The organism is Bacillota bacterium, assembly GCA_040754315.1.
In the GTDB taxonomy this organism is placed as follows: domain Bacteria; phylum Bacillota; class Sulfobacillia; order DUSP01; family JBFMCS01; genus JBFMCS01.
On record JBFMCS010000008.1, the window covers coordinates 1 to 17,713 of the forward strand.

A 17,713-nucleotide genomic window follows, 5' to 3' on the forward strand; every position below is an offset into this window, starting at 1 on the left:
CCAACCATTCCCCACTCCCTATCACTGGGAACACCTCCACCTTCACCGGTATTGATGTTCCCTCTTTGATGGGGGGTGGGGAATTTCATTCTGCTCCTTTTGGGGATTCTAAACCTGTTGCTGACAGGGTCAATGTCAGTTCTCCCATACTGACATTTTCCCTTATTGGTTAAGTACTGTCTTTATCGTATAACAACGACAGCGCAACACCTCCAAGTGGATCAGTTTCATTCTAGCGTTCGTATTAAGTGTGCGGAAGATGTGTTAGAGTTTAAAATTAGGCCTGATGCAGCCGCCTACCCCGCCACAGCAGCCAGCCTGCAGCCAGTATAGTCACAAACCAACCTGTATACACGGCAGCGCTCGCCCCATAATGCATGGTGACTGTGTGCTTCCCCGGCGGAAGAATTAGAAGGACGAGATCCTCGTGCCTGTATGCAGGGATAGGTTCGCCATCAAGGTAAGCGTGCCAGCGCGGGGTATGGGTAACGGAAACAATTATCGGCTCTGTTTCCTTTGCTTCATACGCAAAGGAGACACCTTTGTGATCCCAGTGAGTCCATATCGTCTCGAAAGGTTCAGGGGTTATCCCTTTCCTAGGTTTCCCCAGGTCTAGTAACGGCTCTAAGAGCAGACGCGCTGCTTCCTTAGACTCAGGCTGGATAAGCCTTGGTACATGCAGCCCCGTAAGATAGATCTCTCCCTGCGCGGTTTCTTTTACACCTACGGCGGCATATGCCCCTTGATCGCCGTAAAAAGTAAGCAATACCCTGTCCAGTTTTTTATAGAACGCCCCTCTTCCTTCTTTTAATTTAACAATTACATCTTCGCTATATATATTAAGATTATCGCTTGTGGGCAGAAGGTTTACTACCCCATTCACAGGCTTCTCAAAGTGCCACACGCCAAATATCTCCGGAATCTTATCCGTTGCCGAAAGGTCCAAAATGACGGTCTTCCCTTTACGCAGCCATCCTTCAATGCGTTTCTCTAGCTCAGCAATATTAAGTCCGGGGATATCATAGAGATAGATAACTTCAAAAAGGTCAATATACGCCTCGTCATACTCCAAAGGATTCGGCGCCCTCCCCTCGCTTACCCAGGGAAAGAGCCGCGCCACGTAATAGCTGCTTCTTCCAATGACAAGCACATCGGAATGGAGTTTCATAAGGTAGGTGGAGGGGTAATCCCAAGTAAATACAGCTGTACCATTACTGTTTGCATGTAATGACCATCCCAATTCCTCAATGTAAGTCGAAATATTCTTCAGGTGACCAAATCTTTGATCTAAAATAGATGACCGGACGTTTAGTAAATACCAATTTCGCAGGATATAATCAAGATAATCTTCGTCGTAAGAAATGTTGTGTTTAATGATTCTTTGCGCATGCGCTGTTCCCTCAATATTCCAGCCATATATTGTGTTTAAGCCGTAGCTAACGGGGAAGAAAGCCGACTCACTGCCCGTGTCGGGAAGTTCAGCAGCAATACGTCCATTCTGGAATGGATTACTGCCGGAATTGGGTATGGTACTTATTAAATATCTCATATGGACGTAATCCGTAGGTTCTTTTATCGGAATAAGTGCAGAAGAAAAAACAATAAATAACGATAGTGGCACTCCAATAATCAACCCAAGAAATTTACTCATTCTACATGGTTTATAGTTTCTTATTGTCCACTGAGTAAAGCCTTTAATTAAAAACCCACCCAATAATGCCGCAGGTAAGTCTGCCGCGTTTAAGAAACGCACAGGCGCAAGGCTATCCTTCATTGGCAAAAGAGAAAAAAGCGGATTATTATCTCCAATAGCTAAAGAAGTCGTTACTATCCACATAAGAACAAGGCCTAACCAGATAAACGTTCGCTCAATTAGATAATAACCCAGTAGCGCACCCAATAAAGCAAGGGCATATGCAGGAAAAGATATAACCGGGGAAAAGCTGGGAACTAATAAATCTCTTATCGTAATTACAAAAATCTGGGCTATGCCTGCTGGGAGCCATGGAACACCTGAAGTTTCCCACTGCGTTACTCCAGGTACAGACCAATAGCCGGTTAATGTTACACCGACCAAGAGGACTTCTGCAGCCATTACCACTTTGTTCCACGGCCTATGCCATTGTAAACACCAGATCAGGTAGAACAAACCAATCCCTATACATAGAAGATATGCATGCATTGCATGGGCCAGGATCATTAAAGCAATAAGCAGTGAACAGTAAAACAAGGTTCCTTTTGCCGGTCTTTCGCCCAAACTTAGCATCTTATAAAAAAGCAGGGGATAAAGGGGGATGGTAATCGCCCTTCCTAATGTGCCATCATTAAAAACAGTAAAAAGGGTATAATGTCCAAGGGTATAGAGAAAAGCGGAACATAACGCTGCAACATCGTCTCCGCCGAGCTTTTTTGAAAGCTTGGCAGTGAATATTCCTCCCAAGAATAGGCAACTCCATATCAGAATCTTAAAGGTAAGCATGATATTCCCTGTTAGCATCTGCACTAAAGCACCAACCCAGACGCTCAAGGGAGGATAGTATTGAACAACAGTTGCACCGGCGTACCATCCTGGAAACCAATCAGAGAATTGCAGGTTCCGCCAGCGTTCTGCCAGGTATGCAACTTTGGTCAGATGTCCCATTGTGTCAATGCCATATGGAAAAAGCTCGTTGGAAGCGCTAAGGAGAGGCCAGATGACAGCGGTGCAGGCGATTGCCAAAGCAGGAACAAGATAACACCAGCAAGCTACGGCGGCGTCTAGCTTTAGCCTTGATTTAATAAGACCTTCCTGTTGTTTAGGAGCGGACATATTAGTCTCCTGCAAAACCAGTGTATTCCTAGCTGGTTCGATCTAACGAAAGGGCATTGGTGTTGATACCTACCACATGCCCTATCCCCTCACTTTGGTGAGTTGGGGCTATGTAGCCGGACTGAGGCTGGCAAGACGAGTGATATTGTGGGTCAGGATGCCAAGCCTCACCCAGCACTGTGTTCCATCAAGGCCGTCCATGAGACTCTTTCTTTCAATCCCCCCTCGCCAGCGCATGGTCCGGCGGAAGGAGGGCTTTGCCTCCAAAAGTCGCCGCTCTTTGGACCTCCGTCCGTTCCTTTATTGACCCCAATGTCCCTTGACTCTTCCTCAAGGCTTTATCCCGCTCATCCCGGGGGCCGCCGTCAGGGTCTTGGGAAGAGACCCGGTGCTTTCTTCATGTCCCTTGGCCGCATCGATTACAATCTCCCCGTCAGGCAGGTTCCCCCTTGACCTCATAGTGGCTAACGAACCCCTCCTTTGGTTTCAGTGATGCAGACCTTCCTTCCAAACTCCGTCCTTTTCCCCGCCTTGCCTTTCACGATTGGCCTTGCGCCATGCTCATGAACATGATCTCCGGTTCCCCTTTATCACCTCACATGCCTGCTGGATCAGTCGCTCCGCCAGGCACATCGTCCAATTCAGCACAGTGACTGCCCGGTGGGCTTGGTACCCGGCCTTACTACCCAGTTCCTCCAATCTCCGCCTGGCTTCATCCAGGCCAGTCCGGGCAGCCTTCATCGTCTCGCGTGCGCGATCCCCACAATTTCCTGGGTGAGCCCGTTGATCTTCTCCATAAAGCCCTTCTTACTCATCCGGGCCGCTTGATTGACCTTTACTAGCCGCTTCTTGGCGCTCCTTGTCCGACGTGCCCGAGGTCTACTAACTTCTTCACCACCCGGGTTATCTTCTTTATGCCATCCAGCAAAAGACTTGCATCCGTCGGGTGATGTATGTTCGCTCCCACCACCGTGGTATCCACGCGCACCGTCAGACTCCTTAGCACCTTCTCCTCTTTAGCCTTCTGCACCACGAGATCATTGAAATTAAGCTGCTTTACCACTTCGGGCCCGAACTTCTTGTCAGTTTCACCAGCGTACCCGGGTCAGGCAGCTTATCCGCCATAGAGAAACCGTAAAACGTTCTCCACTTTATACTGTCGGAAACCTCCCGTACCAAGCTTTCGTAACTCAACTGGTAGGCATGTTTCAGGTACATAAGCCTCAGGCATTGATCTACCGGCACGCACGGTCTGCCCATGTGTAACTTGACCTTGGACTCCTGCATCTTTCTAAAAAACGGCTCCAAGAACCGCTGGTCCCTCAGCACCCTGTCCACTTGTTCCAGTTCCTCTCCCAACTAGAAAAGCGCCGGTAAAGTAGCCTTTCATATATCCACCTGGTCTTTCTTGGAGCCTTCAAGCACCAACATTTCCTGTCGCCTCCCCTCTACATGGGGATTTGACATCGATGCCTCAAATTCCTGGTTACAGTAACCGGAAATTACTCAGATCCTCTATTCTTCTAACTCCTGCCTCACCCTCTACCAGCGGCACTCTCCCGAGCTTTCAGGTCGAACTAACTAATACGTAGCCCTCTGCCAAGGGGACACCTTCTTTTCGGCAGAAACAATAAGCGCAGGCTGTCGTAGACGGTGGCCAGTATTTTTAACTTGCTGGCGCTTTTTTTGGCCCCGTATCTAACGGTAAACGGCACTTCTTCGATGGTACCCGCAAAGGGGGCCAGTTTTAAGAGCAGCTCCACCGTTGCCGAGAAGCTCCGGGAAGCCAAGAAAGGCCATTTGCCAGTGGCGAGGGCCTGGCTGACAAGCGAACTGCGGTAGGCGCGAAAATTGATTGTATAGTCTGTAACTCCACGCAGCGGAAAGGCCAGATGGTAAAATATCTTTGCCCCAATACTCAAAAAGCTGCGCAAGAAAGGCACTCCGTCCTGCCCTCCCCCTTTAATATAGCGTGAAGCGATGGCAATATCAGCGCCGGCGCCAATTTTAGCGACAAGTTCGGCGATAATCTCCCCCGGGTGAGTGGCGTCCGCGTCCATAGTAACAATACAGGTCGCCCGGGCTTTCATAGCCTCGGTGAAACCTGTGATAATCGCCTCCCCCAGGCCCCTGTTTTGCGTATGGGAGACAATGATTGCCCTGCTGCCGGCCAATACCCATTTGGTGGCAAGCTCAAGAGTGTTATCGCTGCTGCCATCATTGACTATGATGATGAGCGGGCTATAACCTGGCGGCAATGGGATTTCCTTAAACATCCTTTGTAAGGCAGGAATTGATTCTGCCTCGTTGTACATGGGGAGAATTATGGCAACAAGATCATCCCGCATGACATATCACTCCAATAGATAGTTTCTCAGAACAACATATTGACGCTCAGCGGTGCAGAAAAAAAACCCCTGCAAGGATCATGGAAAACCCTAGAAGCTTAGAGCCGCTAACCGCCTCCTTAAAGAACAGAACGGAGAAGAGAAAAACCATGATATAAGAGATACTAACGCTCGGGTAGGCCCTACTAAGCTCCATGCTCGCAATGACCTTAATCCAAAGGACCATACTGGCGACAAAGCAAAATATAGCGGAAAGAACCCAGCCATTCCAGAATATTCGCATAAGGGTATAGGGGATCGACGGCCAGGCCAAGTTGCTCTCTCCCATATTATGGGTCGCAAATTTCAGCAAAATCTGGCCGCATGCTCCCAAGAAGATTGAGATGAATAAGCTGGCTAGAGTACTATTCAAGTTTTTTCACCGCCTATTTGTTATTCACAAACCTATTGCCCTGCGAAATTGACGTCTATAGCCCCTAAATATCTCCTTTAACTGGTCGACTGGATATTGCACTCGCCAGCTTTTCTCTTCTGTGAGCACCGTAATAATCCCGGCCAAGCGAAACCAGTAAATGAGGTGCCTGTATACAGGCAGTAGAAAAACAATCCACCAGATTTTCTTCATTTCGCAGCGGTAGAGCTTGGGGCTGTATTTATAGACCATAAGAAAGCTAGCCGTATCTAGGATGGTATAGCAGGCCAGCAATACGATCAAGGCAAGAAACACCGTATCGATAGAGTAGCCGATAAAATACAAAAAAAACAAAAGGAATGTCCAGCTAAAACGAACCAGCGCCAGCGTATGATCTGAGATAAACATGCGCCCAACAAAGTTCCTGAGGTCGCTTAAAAGGCTTATTCCATGTTGCTCATTTATTGCTATCGCTTCAATCTGACCCCGCTGCCAGCGCAAACGCTGGGCGTACAGCTGGGCAAGGGAATTAATGGGCTCAACATAAGCCACCGCGTCAAGCACACAGCCAACACGACGTTGTTGTTTCTCTTGCGCATGTTTTATACAAAAAGTGAGGTCCGTATCTTCGGAAACCGTCCGGTCCTGGTATAAAAAGGTCTGAAGGAGCACATCGCGGCGAAAAATGGAAAATGCGCCGGACAGAGTAAAAATAGAATCTCTAAGCCCATGGTAACGGCGGCCTATGTTGAAGGCTAGCATATACTCAATGACTTCGCAATAATTCAGCAAATCGACAAAATTGTAGCCGTCCCCGATTTCTTTATCCACGCGTATAAGCCCAGTAGCGGCAGCCAATGAGCCGTCATTCTCAAAAGACTCAACTGCCTTTAAGACGGCGTTTTTGTCCAGCCATGTATCCGAATCCACGTTCATCATATATGTCCCGTTGCCGTGATAAAACCCTGCATTTAGGGCAATGGATTTTCCCGCTCGCTCCATAGAGATCCAGTTGGTATTTATGTCCGCATGAGCGTATTGGAATTCCTGGAACACTGTAAAGCTATCATCCTTGCTGCCGTTATTTACGCAAATGATTTCAAGCTTCTCCTTGGGATAGTTCTGCTTGTACATAGAATCCAGGCACTGGTAAAGGGTGCCGGCCGAATTGTGAACAGGTATAACCAGTGTAACTAAAGGATAAAAAGCCAAACTGCCTGTGCCCCGTGATATTTTCCCCTTTGTTCTTGCGCTGTTCCCTTCGTCTAAGAACAAACCGGCAAAACACTTGGCCATAGCTGACACATCCACCAGCAGTGGCGCCAGTAACCAGATGCTCCAAGAGAGGAGCAAGCTTATACTCCGCTCCCATAGAATTTCAGGCACGCTTAACATCTCCCCGTACTTTGTTAATGGAAGGCTGTGTCAAAATATGCCAGTAGAGAGCGATAATCACGGCAAAAAAGAAAACCCGACCGAACAAAGTGTGCGCCACGAAGTTAAAACTACGCCCACCCCAATAGATTAAGGTGGTAATGAGCAAGAGGCGCACCAAGTTAAAAAACCCAAGCGTCGCGGTGCCCACGAGGATATAGTACAATTTACGGCCAGCGCCGTAGGCAGGATAGAATAGCACAAGGCCGAGCAAAACAGCAATTTCAAATAGGGCTGAACTTTCAATATCAATATTTAGTGTGGTCCAGCTATTGTCTGTCTTGATAAAGACCAGGATCGTGCCCGGTGATTTATCGAAGACATAAGTCAATATGCCAAATTCATTAAGAATATGGTGCAGGACCATACCTGTCCAGTACTCAATGGTGTACTCCAGCAGCGTACCCCTGACCGCCAGGATAACAATGATGGTGAAGCCCACAGCGCCCAAGACATAGTAGAGGGGCCAGATGCGGTAATGGTAGAGGGCCGCTGTGGCAAGCAGCCAGCATATGGCAAAAATGGCAATGCCGGACCTGTCTCGGGTAACCACTGGAAAGACCTTCCACTGCACGTCTCCATCAACAGGCAGGCGGTCAGCGCTGAGGCCGGCTGCTGCAAGATAAAAGCGGATTGGCTGCGCCGGGTAAATGTTCAGATCGGACATGGGCAGGTAAAATTCAAAGCCGCCCCTGCCGCTGTCGCTCTCCTGCCCCCACATTCCCTCGTACCCATTAATCAGATTCCCGCTGGAGGAATAAAGTTTAACTTCCACTGTGCCCCCTGCAAAACCGGGTATGCAAGAGATCTCCGCATACTTATCGATCCTATCCGTATATGATCCGTTATCGTCTATATCGAGAAAGAGCCTGCACAGGAGATGATCTCCTGGTGCCGCAGGGTTTTGCAGTTTTACCGCAAAATATATCTTCCTTTCGTTTTCGTTCGTGGCCCAGTGTAACGATGCAAAAAGGTTGGCTCCTTTCCCTGTAGCTTCGCTAAGCGAGGCCCGGCCCCGCCACTCCTGTAACTGGCCATCTATCTGTATATCTTGCACAAACAGCATGCCAGAAGGCAGGAAATATATTGTTACGATAAGGGCAGCCAGGAAAACGGCTATTCTATGCGGTAACTTGCCCATGTTTTTTCACATCTCTATCCCGTTTTTTTATAAACACCAAACCGCCAAGCAGCACTGCTGGCGAAACAAGGGAGAGTACAAGGCCCCACAGATAAACGGGGGTCCGTTCCAATATGACAGCAATCTCATGTTCACCCGCAGGCAGCTCCATACGTACAAGGTTTTCAAATGTAGTATGAGGCCATGGGTTCCCATCGATCTCCGCCCTCATCCCGTCCAGCGCGGCGACAGGGACGACCACATCTAAGTCCCGTTCGCTACTGTATCGCATCAGGTAGCCGTTTTCCGTAGCCGTATAAGCATCCAGGGGAACCAGCTCCTCAACCATATATTCCCGCTGATAACCGAATGTCTCCTCAATGACACGCAGTGCCTCGGGGTCCTTGGTCAGGAAGGTGTGATATGAGAGGTTGCCTCCTAAAAACCATACCTTTTGCCCTTCGACCAGCTTGTACCCCAAAAGAGGAGCATTTACGCCATAGTATTCAAAGTATACCTCTACAACGTCCAGTCCCTGGGGCACATATGTCATCCAAATTCCCATGTCATTCGTAACAAAAGGGTCTAATACAATACTCCTACCGCCACGGTCAAAAAGCTCTAGCTGGCCGCTCAGCGTAACTGTCTCGCCATAGATACCGAGAAACTCCGGCTGTTTGGCCAGGATGTTTTCCGGCAGCCCGGAGAGCTCAACAAGTACCTTGCCCCCGAAAGAGATATACTCACGCACGAGTTGTTCCGCTTTTGTCTTTGACCACCATTCTGCGCCGGCAAGAACAATGCTGGGATATCTCATTAATTCTGCCAGCGAATATCTGTCCAGATATGGGGAAGGCCCCACCTCCACACTGGGAAACTGGATGGCGATCGTCCCCGCATGCCTGCCGATAACCAGGGTATGATCCTTTTTTACAACGAGGTAAGGACGATTAACCGGCCCGCGCCAGAGGGTGAGGCCGTCAATACTTGCAGTCTGCTCGTAACCCATTTTTGCGGCCAGATCGGCAAATACTTCTGGTTCGCTAATCACGTCGTCTTTAACCAGCAGGTCTGTGCCCCCCAGCAACACAGAGGAGCGAAATAAAAAGGGGTAATACTGGTACTCGAGACCCATATTGAGGAGCATAATGTTATAGGAAGTTGTGGCTCCCTGCCAGGCCCAACCGAAGACCTGCCCTCTGCCGGCTGTTTCAGAAAAGAGGTAAGAGGGGGCCGAACCAAGCCTGCTGAGATCAATGGTGGCAATACGCCATCCGGGCGCTGCCTTCAGCAGCTCCGTCCCCTCCAGCAGCACATACGATTTCGCCCCTGTATAAGCAAGCAAGCGCAGGGAAAAAAAGCAATCAACCAGGAGACTAAGGCCAAGGAGAGATACTATTACAGCCTTCTTAATGCTGCCAGCGGGCACCGGGAATTTATCCTTAAAAGGATAGAGGGCCATGCTCCCTATTATTAGCGCCAGCGAAGCAAAACTGGAGAAGCGTAGCGGCCAGAGGAGGTGGCTTAAAGGCATCAACAGAATAAAAAGGCGCATGGAGGGGAAGGTAATAACAATTAGAAGAAAACTACAGATCACAAGGCTTTTTACCCAGGCCGTACTGTTCCGCCAAGCCAAGAGCAAGACGCCAAAGGCAAATAGCAGACTGACGCCCCAGTAAAATGTTTCCCGGTTGACAAAGCGATAAAAAGGGTCTAGGGAGGTAGCAGCCGGCACGAACTGTATAGCAGCACGGACAGCTTCAGGATCAATCATAATTATACCGCCCCTTAAACTGGGCAGCAGCCACCAGCCTGCGGAGATCACACCGACAAATGTCACGAAATAAACCCACACTAAATCCCTCAGCCGGCAACCGCCAAAAGCCCAGAAAAAGAGACCAAAGAGGGCAAGGCTGAGGCAATATACTGCCCCCATCATGGCATGGCAGAGGATGGTCAGGTGTACCAGCAAAACAGTTAGCAGTATTATTAAGTAGTTCTTCTTCCGTTCTTCCAACAATTTCAAAAACAGAAAGAAGAGTAACGGCAGCAGCGCTGTGGACAATACCCTGGGGAGGTTCCCTTCAGAAAAGGCAACCCTTACATTATCGATCCAGACAGCCCAGATGACGCCTGCCAGTGTGGCAGGCCAGATACCGATCCTGCCGGCAAAAAAAAGCAGGGACAAACCTCCCAGGAGGGCGGACACAAAAACATAATAATTGCCGGCCATAAAAATGTCGGTGCTAATGAATCTCAGCAGGGATATTACGTAGTAGGAGAGCGGCGCCCAATAACGAAATGGCTGGACACCGCTATACCAGTATTCGGTGAATTGGGGAAAATAATTCCCCTGCAGCAGCTGCTCAAACAAGAACTCGGCCTTATAAAGATGGCCCCATGTATCGGATCCCCAGGGATAGTGCAACCTGAGCTGAGGGTTAACCACCTGGTAATAAGCAAGGAAGGTTACAAGCGTTATGAGCAGCCCATGCAGGGCGTAGCGATAGGCAGGATAAGAATAACTGGTTGAAGGGGTGCCTGGTGGTCTGCCAAGGCGGAGTTCCCGTATCGCCCCTTTATCTTTTTTGCCCCTAGAGGGCGATGGCGGCATTTTTTCCCCTTGGTCTAAGGAGGGACCGGCAGCCGCCGTGGCCACCACGTCTTTGACCAGATCCAGCGGGATGTTGTCAAACTCGGGATTGCGCCGGGCGACCTCAATACCCTTCGTAGGAGTTTCCCATACAGATAATTTGCCCTGTGCCAGGCCAAATTCAAGGAGAATATCCTCAAAACGGTTGAAGAAAAACATGGCTATGTTCTCTGTAGCGGGCTGGAAAAGATTAAAAGGGTGCTGCTCATTAAGCAATGTTTTCTCGTAACAGGCTATAACTGAGTTTATGGACCCCATGATCTTGGCAAAAGGTATCAGTTCGCTTTTTTCGGGAGGTATTTTAATCTTAGTATGGATCTGCCAGGAGTGGGCATGGATCGGCCCCTGATTTCCGTCAAGGATAACATAGTGCCGCGCGTTGAGGAAAGAAACAAGCTGGATCGTGTAGGCTGAAGGATCAACAAAAAAACCGCCCACCTGCGTGGCGGAGGGAACCCCCTTGCCCTCCCTTACTGCCCCAGCATCGACATAATCGCTTTCTTCCCCCACCTCGCTTGCTGTGGTATCATAAACCAGGCTTTGATAAAAGGAGAGCTCTTCCTTAGCCTGCACTATTTCTTTTTCTATCAGGGTTAGATTGGCTTTGGTGAGTGCAACCCTCGCCCCTGCCTCCGCCAAGATACGTTCCACTTCAAAATTGGCTTTTTTCTCAATCTCCTGGGCAAGTTCATCGGCCTTGAGAATTGCCACTTCAATGTCTTGGCTTTCCTTTGTCTTATCCTCAATTGATGCGAGCAGATTCCTTTTTTTTCCTTCGCTCAATCGTTTCTTTTCGAGCAAGTTGCGCAATTCTTCTTTTAATTCTTTTTGGGACTTAGAGGAGGAGGAAAGCAACCTTGTATGGCTTGGAGTAATGGCGACTCGCCCCCTCAGGAACCAACCCTTTTACGCAGTATACTTTTGATCGCCTCCGTTGCTCTCTCGTTTTCTAACAACGTCAGCTGGGGCGCAGGTTCTTTAGGTAAAGTGCCTACATTTTCAATGGAAAAGCGGTACCCGTCGAGCAGCTCCTTAAACTCCTGCTTAAAAAGGGCCAGCTTTTCCTGCAACCGTTCCAATTCCTGTCTTTTTTCCAAGAGTTCCTTTTCTGTCAACTCCAACATGGCCTTTGCCTGCCGGCGGGCATCTTCCTCAAGCTGCACCGCTTTCTTCTGGGCCAATACCATTACTTCAACAATAGATTGCTCGCGGGCTATATAGTTTTCCAATTTTAACTGCAGGGTTGTAACTTCGGTTTCAACTTGTTCCAATTCGCTCTTTGTTTTTTCAATCTCAGCCTGCAAAGCAGTTGTTTCTTTCTCATATGCAATGTCAAGACGCTTAATCTCATTATGCACATCTTCAGGTTTATATCCTAAGAATGATTTCTTAAATGATATAGTCAATCTCTTCCTCCTCCTTAAGCTTCATTACTCATTATACATAATTATGGTTTCAGAATTCAACACCTTTTTTCCCAAAAGGAAAAGAGTCTAATAATAAGGTTAATGGATGGAAAAAATTCATTATTTCTATTCTTATCAACAAGAAAGGTACTTTATGGAAACGTTGCATTAGGTAGAAAGCAATCAAACCTGGATTCAGGTATAGTAAGGGGCCAGCAGTAAAAGAACTGACTGGAGTTCGGTAAGCGTTGTCTTGGCCTCTAGAGGGGTACTGGGGTGGGCCGCGACTCGCTGGTATGGTGTTTGGACTTTGTTGCACGTTTTCTTCACCTTTGAGCCCTGCCTTTCCTTGCGTTCAAGGACCATTACCGGCTCAAAGTAGTTGGTGTAAAGCCTAGGCAAGTTGTTGCAGATTCCCGTGAAACCGGCCATCTGTTCCGGAGTTTTCGCCGGGACGGAGCGAAGCGACGCGGATTGTTATGGATAATATATCCGGGTGGCCGGGATCAGTCAAGTTGGCCGGTCTAAATCCCAAATGGGGTGGCGCCGCCATCCACCGAGAAAGGCGGCCGGTTTGGTGCGGAATACGCAACCTGTGGCGGCATGGACACTCAACCGCTATTTCCAAGAAACAGTGGCCGTCACCAGAACCCTAATGGCTATCACCCGGCTACCTTCGAGGTCTTGCCTGTGTAGCGTACCTCGCTTACGATGTCACCGTGCAGGTGATGAGCCCTTCCCCTCTCTACAAGTAGCGTACTACTATACTTGCGCTAGTGCGCTAGCACATAGATTACTTGAACCTTGCGTACGCATACTAAGGAAGGAAGATCGGGACTTGGTGTGTAAGGTATCAGGCGTCCCCAAACCCAGTTGAGTAGGGAGGTTCAGAGCGTGCCTGATTTTGGAGCGCCTTTCTCAGGTCTTAAACATGACCGTAAGCTCACTCATGAGGAGCTGGTGAGGGCCATCCGGTTCATGGTGGCTGCTGAGTACGAGGCCGTGCAACTGTACATGCAGCTGGCCGAATCCACGGATGATCCCTTGTCCCAGGCTGTTCTCAAGGACATTGCCGATGAAGAACGCGTCCACGCCGGTGAGTTCCTCAGGCTCCTCAAGCACTTGGCACCGGATGAGGAGGAGCTCTACAGGAGGGGCGAAGAGGAAGTCGAGGAGATAATCGAGGGAATGAAGCAGGGATAAACCCGGATGGGGAGTCTCTGGACGGGCCGTGGTGCCTGACCGGGCACGCGGCCTAGTTCCTATGGCCCACCAATAGCCAGCAACTTGCCCCTACACCACACGCAGGTCACCCGTTCCAGCATCTCACATCACCTTGCCCCCAGGGATAGTCTTCCCCCGCATAACACCACCGGCTAGGCAATATGGGTGAATGGTGGGAAACGATCAACCATCACGCCCGCGGCATGACCCTGTGCCATCCAGGGTTGAATCCCGGTCTTTACAGGCACACTGGTACTACCCAAGTTCTTCTCCATCTGACGCTCTGAGAGAAGGCACACCGGAAGGAGGGATATCGACTCCCCCCAAAATGACCTAAGAGGCCAGGTGATCCCCTGTGAGAGTTGCCGTGGTAATCATGGCAGGAGGCTCCGGCGAACGCTTCTGGCCCTTGAGCCGCAAGGACAGGCCAAAGCAGTTCCTGAAGATCCTTGGAGAGACCAGCATGATCCAGGATACCTTCAGGCGGGCCCTGCTGCTCACACCCGTCGAGAACATCTTGGTGTTCACTGGCAGGGCCCACTACGATGTCCTCAGGAGCCAGGTACCAGATCTGCCCCGCAGGAATGTCTTCTGCGAGCCGGTGGGCAGGGATACCGCTCCCTGCATAGCCATGGCTGCCTGCTGCCTTGAGTCTGTTGACCCCTCTACAGTCATGGTGGTGCTCCCCTCTGACCACCTCATCATGGGGGACGACGAGTTCGTAAAGACCATGAGCCTGGGGATCCAAGCGGCCGTTGCCATGGGCGGCTTGGTGACAACCGGGGTCAAGCCCACCAGGCCTGAGCCGGCATTCGGCTACATCCTGGTGGGGGGCCAGCAAACCCCAGGGTTGCCCGGTGTCACAAACGTGGAGAGGTTCATCGAGAAGCCAGATATGGAGGCAGCCCAGGGCTACCTAGCCTCGGGCCGGTACCTCTGGAACAGCGGCATGTTCGTGTGGACTGTGGATGCCATCAAGAATGCCATTGCCCGGCACCTTCCCGAGCTGGCCGAGGGCATCAGGCCAATTGAAGCGGCGGTGGGACGGGAGGACTTTGCCGAGGTGGTGTGGAACTCCTACGGCCACCTGCCTAATGCCTCCATCGACTACGCCGTGATGGAGAAGGCCAGCAACGTGTGGGTTATCCCCGCTCGTTTCCAGTGGGACGATCTGGGGAGCTGGAGTGCCCTGGACCGTGTGCTCCCTGGGGACGCCCACGGCAACCGCCTCATTGGGCAGGTGCTCTCGGTGGACACCAAGGGTAGCATAGTGAAGTCCAGCTCCCCGTCCCGCCTCGTGGCCACATTGGGGCTGGAGGATGCCATCGTAGTGGATACTGATGATGTGGTGTTCGTTGCCTCCAAGAGACGAGCCTGTGACCTGAAGAAGGTCCTCAGCCACCTCCGGAAGAGCGGCCTGGGGGCCTTCCAGGAGCGTCCAACAGGGGTCCCCAATCTGGTGGTGGGAGACCTCTGCAAGGCATTGAGCGGGGGATGTCACGTGGCTGAGAAGCCCTGGGGCAAAGAGGTGTGGTGGAGCGTGACGCCCCACTATGCGGGCAAGATACTCCAGGTCAAGGCGGGAGAAGCCCTGAGCCTTCAGTATCATGAGCACAAGCACGAGACCATGCTCTTCCTTGCTGGGTCTGGCCAAATAGAGATGGATGGGCAGGTCTCTGAGATAACCCCTCCCATGGTGGTTACTATATCCCCCCGAACAGCCCACAGGGTCCAGGCCAGCAAGGACCTGACCATCCTGGAGATCTCCACACCAGAGCTGGATGACGTGGTGAGGCTCGAGGACAGGTACGGCCGCAGCAGCCATGCGGGTGGAGAGGTAAGAACATGAACTGCCACGTCTTCCGGATGTACGACATTCGCGGAAAGGCAGATAGGGACTTCCCCGGCCATGAGATGGTGAGGCTTGCCAGGGCCATGGGCACCTACTTCCGCCAGCGCGGGGAGGATCGCGTCATAGTTGCCCGGGATAACAGGTCCCACTCCCCCCGTCTCAGCCATGCACTGACCCGGGAGTTGGTGACAACCGGGCTTGACGTCCTTGACATAGGGGAGACCATCACCCCGGTCTTCTACTTCTCTCACCACCTGTACCACAGGAGGGCTGGCGTGATGATAACCGGGAGCCACAACCCTCCCGAGGATAATGGCTTCAAGATATACCTAGGGGCCGGGACCATTCACGGTGAGGAGATCCTCCGGATCCGGGCCATCCTTGAGGAGGGGGACTTTCTTTCAGGAGAGGGTAGCTCAAGCCAGGCTTACCCTGAGGACCAGTACATAGCCAGGATAGCCTCGGGCGTAAGGCTCGATAGGCCCCTCAAGGTCGTTGCGGACGGCGGCAACGGGACCGCGGGGCCCGTGGCTGTTCGCCTTCTTGGGGAGATGGGCTGCGATGTTATTCCCCTGTACTGCGAGTCGGACCCAACCTTTCCCCATCACCACCCAGACCCCACGGTTGTGACCAACCTGAGGGATCTCATCGACACCGTCAGGCGTGAGGGCGCAGACCTGGGTGTGAGCTACGACGGGGATGGCGACAGGCTGGGGGTCGTAGATGACCAGGGCCACATCGTGTGGGGGGACATCCTCCAGGTGCTCTTCTGGCGGGAGATCCTCCCTCGCTACCCGGGGTCCATGGCCATCGTGGAGGTAAAGTGCAGTAAAACACTGTTCGAGGAGCTCCAGAAACTAGGGGCCAAGCCCTTCTACTACAAGACAGGCCACAGTCTCATCAAGGCGAAGATGAGGGAGACCGGTATCCCCTTCGCCGGGGAGATGTCAGGCCACTTCTTCTTTGCCGACGAGTACTTCGGCTATGATGACGCGCTATACGCCACTGCCCGCCTCTTGAGGATCCTGGCACGGGGTAGCCAGAGCCTGTCAGGACTCCTGGGGGACCTCCCGGTGTACTACTCAACCCCGGAGACCCGGGTTCCGTGTCCCGATGACATCAAGCGGGACACCGTAGCCGCCATCACCCAGCGGTTCCGCGAGGAGGGGCACACGGTCATCGATGTCGATGGGGCCCGCATTGAGTTCCCCACAGGATGGGGCCTGGTGAGGGCGTCCAACACTGAGCCGGTGCTGGTGGCCCGCTGCGAGGCCCGGTCCACCGAGGATCTTAGGCACATATGTGGGGTGGTAAAGGAGGGCCTCCTCACAGCCGGAGTGGGGGACTTCCACTGGGAGCTGCCCGCGGACCAGAATGGGTAACCTGGAATCAGGGGAGGGTGGCCGTGACCTCACTATGGCTCTCAGCCGTAGCTCTCACGGTCTGCTCGTTGTGTCCTGTCCTTGGAGAAGGATACACACGTTACGGCATACCTCCCCAGTTCCTCCATCCATACTATGCGAGGGTCGTCGATGCCCCAGCGTTCTTCGTGATAAGCCAGGTCTGCCTCCAAGGTGGGGCGATCCGATACCAGCCAGCCGGACATCCCTTCAGGGCTCCTGGTCAGGGGCAAGTGAGAATAGCCCCTCATGTTCTCAACCCTGGTCAGGAGGAGTGTTTCGCCGTCTCGCCGGAGGGCTCCGGGATTGAAGGCCGCATTGGCGGGGCATGGCCAATCGTAACGCGCAATATAAGGTTCCCCTCGTATCTCCGGAAGAGGGAGGTGGGGTCTGAGTGGAGATTGGACGGGCCCGGCATCATAACCACCCCTTGGATAGAGGTCCTGAGACCAAAATCGCCTGCGAGACTGGCCCATAGCACAGCGGTGTCTTGGAGGGGCTTTTTCAAAGGAGATGCCCGGGGGTTTGGGAAGTGATTCAAGAACCTCGCAAAGGAAGGGTGGAGACAATGCCTATAGTGAGAATCGAGGCGTTCGAAGGCCGCACGCTGGACCAAAAGCGAGATCTGGCCAAGGCGGTCACCGAGGCCGTCAGCGGGATCTTCAAGACACCAGCCGAGGCTGTGACCATCGTTTTCCAGGACATGAAGAAGGAGAACTATGCTATTGCGGGGGTGCTCTATAGCGATAAGCCCTAGATGCCTCCGGGGGCCTCGCAGGGCAAGGCGAACGCCCAGGGGCGGCCAAGGCCGTCCCTGTCCCATGGGCTAGCAGGCTAGTTCCCTGGCTGGGCGCAAGAGTGTGCATCTCCTTCCACCCATCCCCGGAGCCGCCCTGAGTTCTCCTTGGCAGCGGCGCCCGTGCAATGGCCTCATAAGACCATTCATCACCCGGCATCCAAGAGGCGGGAGCCTTCCCCGAGTTACCGGGAAACCCTTTTTCCCGCGAAACACGGTGGAGGGTTGGCCAGACTGCCAGCGAAGGTTTCCACGGCTG

Annotated in this window: 15 protein-coding genes; 4 read left to right on the plus strand and 11 right to left on the minus strand. The window is 51.9% G+C overall.

Annotated features, from left to right (window positions below; translation table 11 throughout):
* Positions 1 to 277: 277 nt before the first annotated feature.
* From AB1576_01395 to AB1576_01440, 10 genes are all read right to left on the minus strand, one after another.
* Positions 278 to 2,809: a 6-pyruvoyl-tetrahydropterin synthase-related protein gene (locus AB1576_01395; GenBank protein MEW6080451.1), complete on the minus strand. Its 2,532-nt coding sequence runs from the start codon at positions 2,807 to 2,809 to the stop codon at positions 278 to 280.
* Positions 2,810 to 3,139: 330 nt separating this feature from the next.
* Positions 3,140 to 3,268 carry a hypothetical protein gene (locus AB1576_01400; GenBank protein MEW6080452.1) on the minus strand — a complete coding sequence of 43 codons (129 nt, stop codon included), beginning with the start codon at positions 3,266 to 3,268 and terminating at the stop codon, positions 3,140 to 3,142.
* Between the two features lie 379 nt (positions 3,269 to 3,647).
* Positions 3,648 to 3,872: a hypothetical protein gene (locus tag AB1576_01405; GenBank protein ID MEW6080453.1), complete on the minus strand. Its 225-nt coding sequence runs from the start codon at positions 3,870 to 3,872 to the stop codon at positions 3,648 to 3,650.
* Entirely contained in the window at positions 3,866 to 4,096 is a 231-nt protein-coding gene (locus AB1576_01410) for a transposase (GenBank protein ID MEW6080454.1), read from the minus strand. Before AB1576_01410 ends, AB1576_01405 begins: the two co-directional genes overlap by 7 nt.
* Before the next feature lie 290 nt (positions 4,097 to 4,386).
* A complete protein-coding gene (locus AB1576_01415; GenBank protein ID MEW6080455.1) occupies positions 4,387 to 5,157 on the minus strand; it encodes a glycosyltransferase in 771 nt (256 codons plus the stop codon).
* Between the two features lie 46 nt (positions 5,158 to 5,203).
* Complete coding sequence (locus tag AB1576_01420) at positions 5,204 to 5,485, minus strand: EamA family transporter (GenBank protein ID MEW6080456.1); 282 nt, start codon at positions 5,483 to 5,485, stop codon at positions 5,204 to 5,206.
* Positions 5,486 to 5,593: 108 nt separating this feature from the next.
* Positions 5,594 to 6,955: a TIGR03111 family XrtG-associated glycosyltransferase gene (locus AB1576_01425; protein ID MEW6080457.1), complete on the minus strand. Its 1,362-nt coding sequence runs from the start codon at positions 6,953 to 6,955 to the stop codon at positions 5,594 to 5,596.
* Entirely contained in the window at positions 6,948 to 8,144 is a 1,197-nt protein-coding gene (locus AB1576_01430) for a hypothetical protein (GenBank protein MEW6080458.1), read from the minus strand. The genes AB1576_01425 and AB1576_01430 overlap by 8 nt, the downstream gene beginning before the upstream one ends.
* On the minus strand, positions 8,125 to 11,577 hold the full coding sequence (locus AB1576_01435) for a 6-pyruvoyl-tetrahydropterin synthase-related protein (GenBank protein MEW6080459.1): 3,453 nt from the start codon (positions 11,575 to 11,577) through the stop codon (positions 8,125 to 8,127). The genes AB1576_01430 and AB1576_01435 overlap by 20 nt, the downstream gene beginning before the upstream one ends.
* Positions 11,578 to 11,666: 89 nt before the next feature.
* The gene (locus AB1576_01440) at positions 11,667 to 12,182 is read right to left on the minus strand and encodes a DivIVA domain-containing protein (protein MEW6080460.1); all 516 of its coding nucleotides are present in this window, start codon (positions 12,180 to 12,182) and stop codon (positions 11,667 to 11,669) included.
* An 894-nt stretch (positions 12,183 to 13,076) separates the two neighbouring features.
* On the opposite strand from AB1576_01440, the gene AB1576_01445 reads away from it, so the two are divergent.
* The 3 genes from AB1576_01445 to AB1576_01455 all read left to right on the plus strand — a co-directional run bounded on the left by AB1576_01445 (position 13,077) and on the right by AB1576_01455 (position 16,640).
* Positions 13,077 to 13,385: a ferritin family protein gene (locus tag AB1576_01445; GenBank protein ID MEW6080461.1), complete on the plus strand. Its 309-nt coding sequence runs from the start codon at positions 13,077 to 13,079 to the stop codon at positions 13,383 to 13,385.
* A gap of 376 nt (positions 13,386 to 13,761) precedes the next feature.
* Complete coding sequence (locus AB1576_01450) at positions 13,762 to 15,255, plus strand: mannose-1-phosphate guanylyltransferase (GenBank protein ID MEW6080462.1); 1,494 nt, start codon at positions 13,762 to 13,764, stop codon at positions 15,253 to 15,255.
* A complete protein-coding gene (locus tag AB1576_01455; protein MEW6080463.1) occupies positions 15,252 to 16,640 on the plus strand; it encodes a phosphomannomutase/phosphoglucomutase in 1,389 nt (462 codons plus the stop codon). Before AB1576_01450 ends, AB1576_01455 begins: the two co-directional genes overlap by 4 nt.
* A 41-nt stretch (positions 16,641 to 16,681) precedes the next feature.
* On the opposite strand, the gene AB1576_01460 is transcribed toward AB1576_01455, so the two are convergent.
* Complete coding sequence (locus tag AB1576_01460; GenBank protein ID MEW6080464.1) at positions 16,682 to 16,864, minus strand: hypothetical protein; 183 nt, start codon at positions 16,862 to 16,864, stop codon at positions 16,682 to 16,684.
* 329 nt (positions 16,865 to 17,193) lie between these two features.
* Between AB1576_01460 and AB1576_01465 the strand changes: the two genes are divergently transcribed.
* Positions 17,194 to 17,415 carry a 2-hydroxymuconate tautomerase gene (locus AB1576_01465; protein ID MEW6080465.1) on the plus strand — a complete coding sequence of 74 codons (222 nt, stop codon included), beginning with the start codon at positions 17,194 to 17,196 and terminating at the stop codon, positions 17,413 to 17,415.
* Positions 17,416 to 17,713 lie beyond the last annotated feature (298 nt).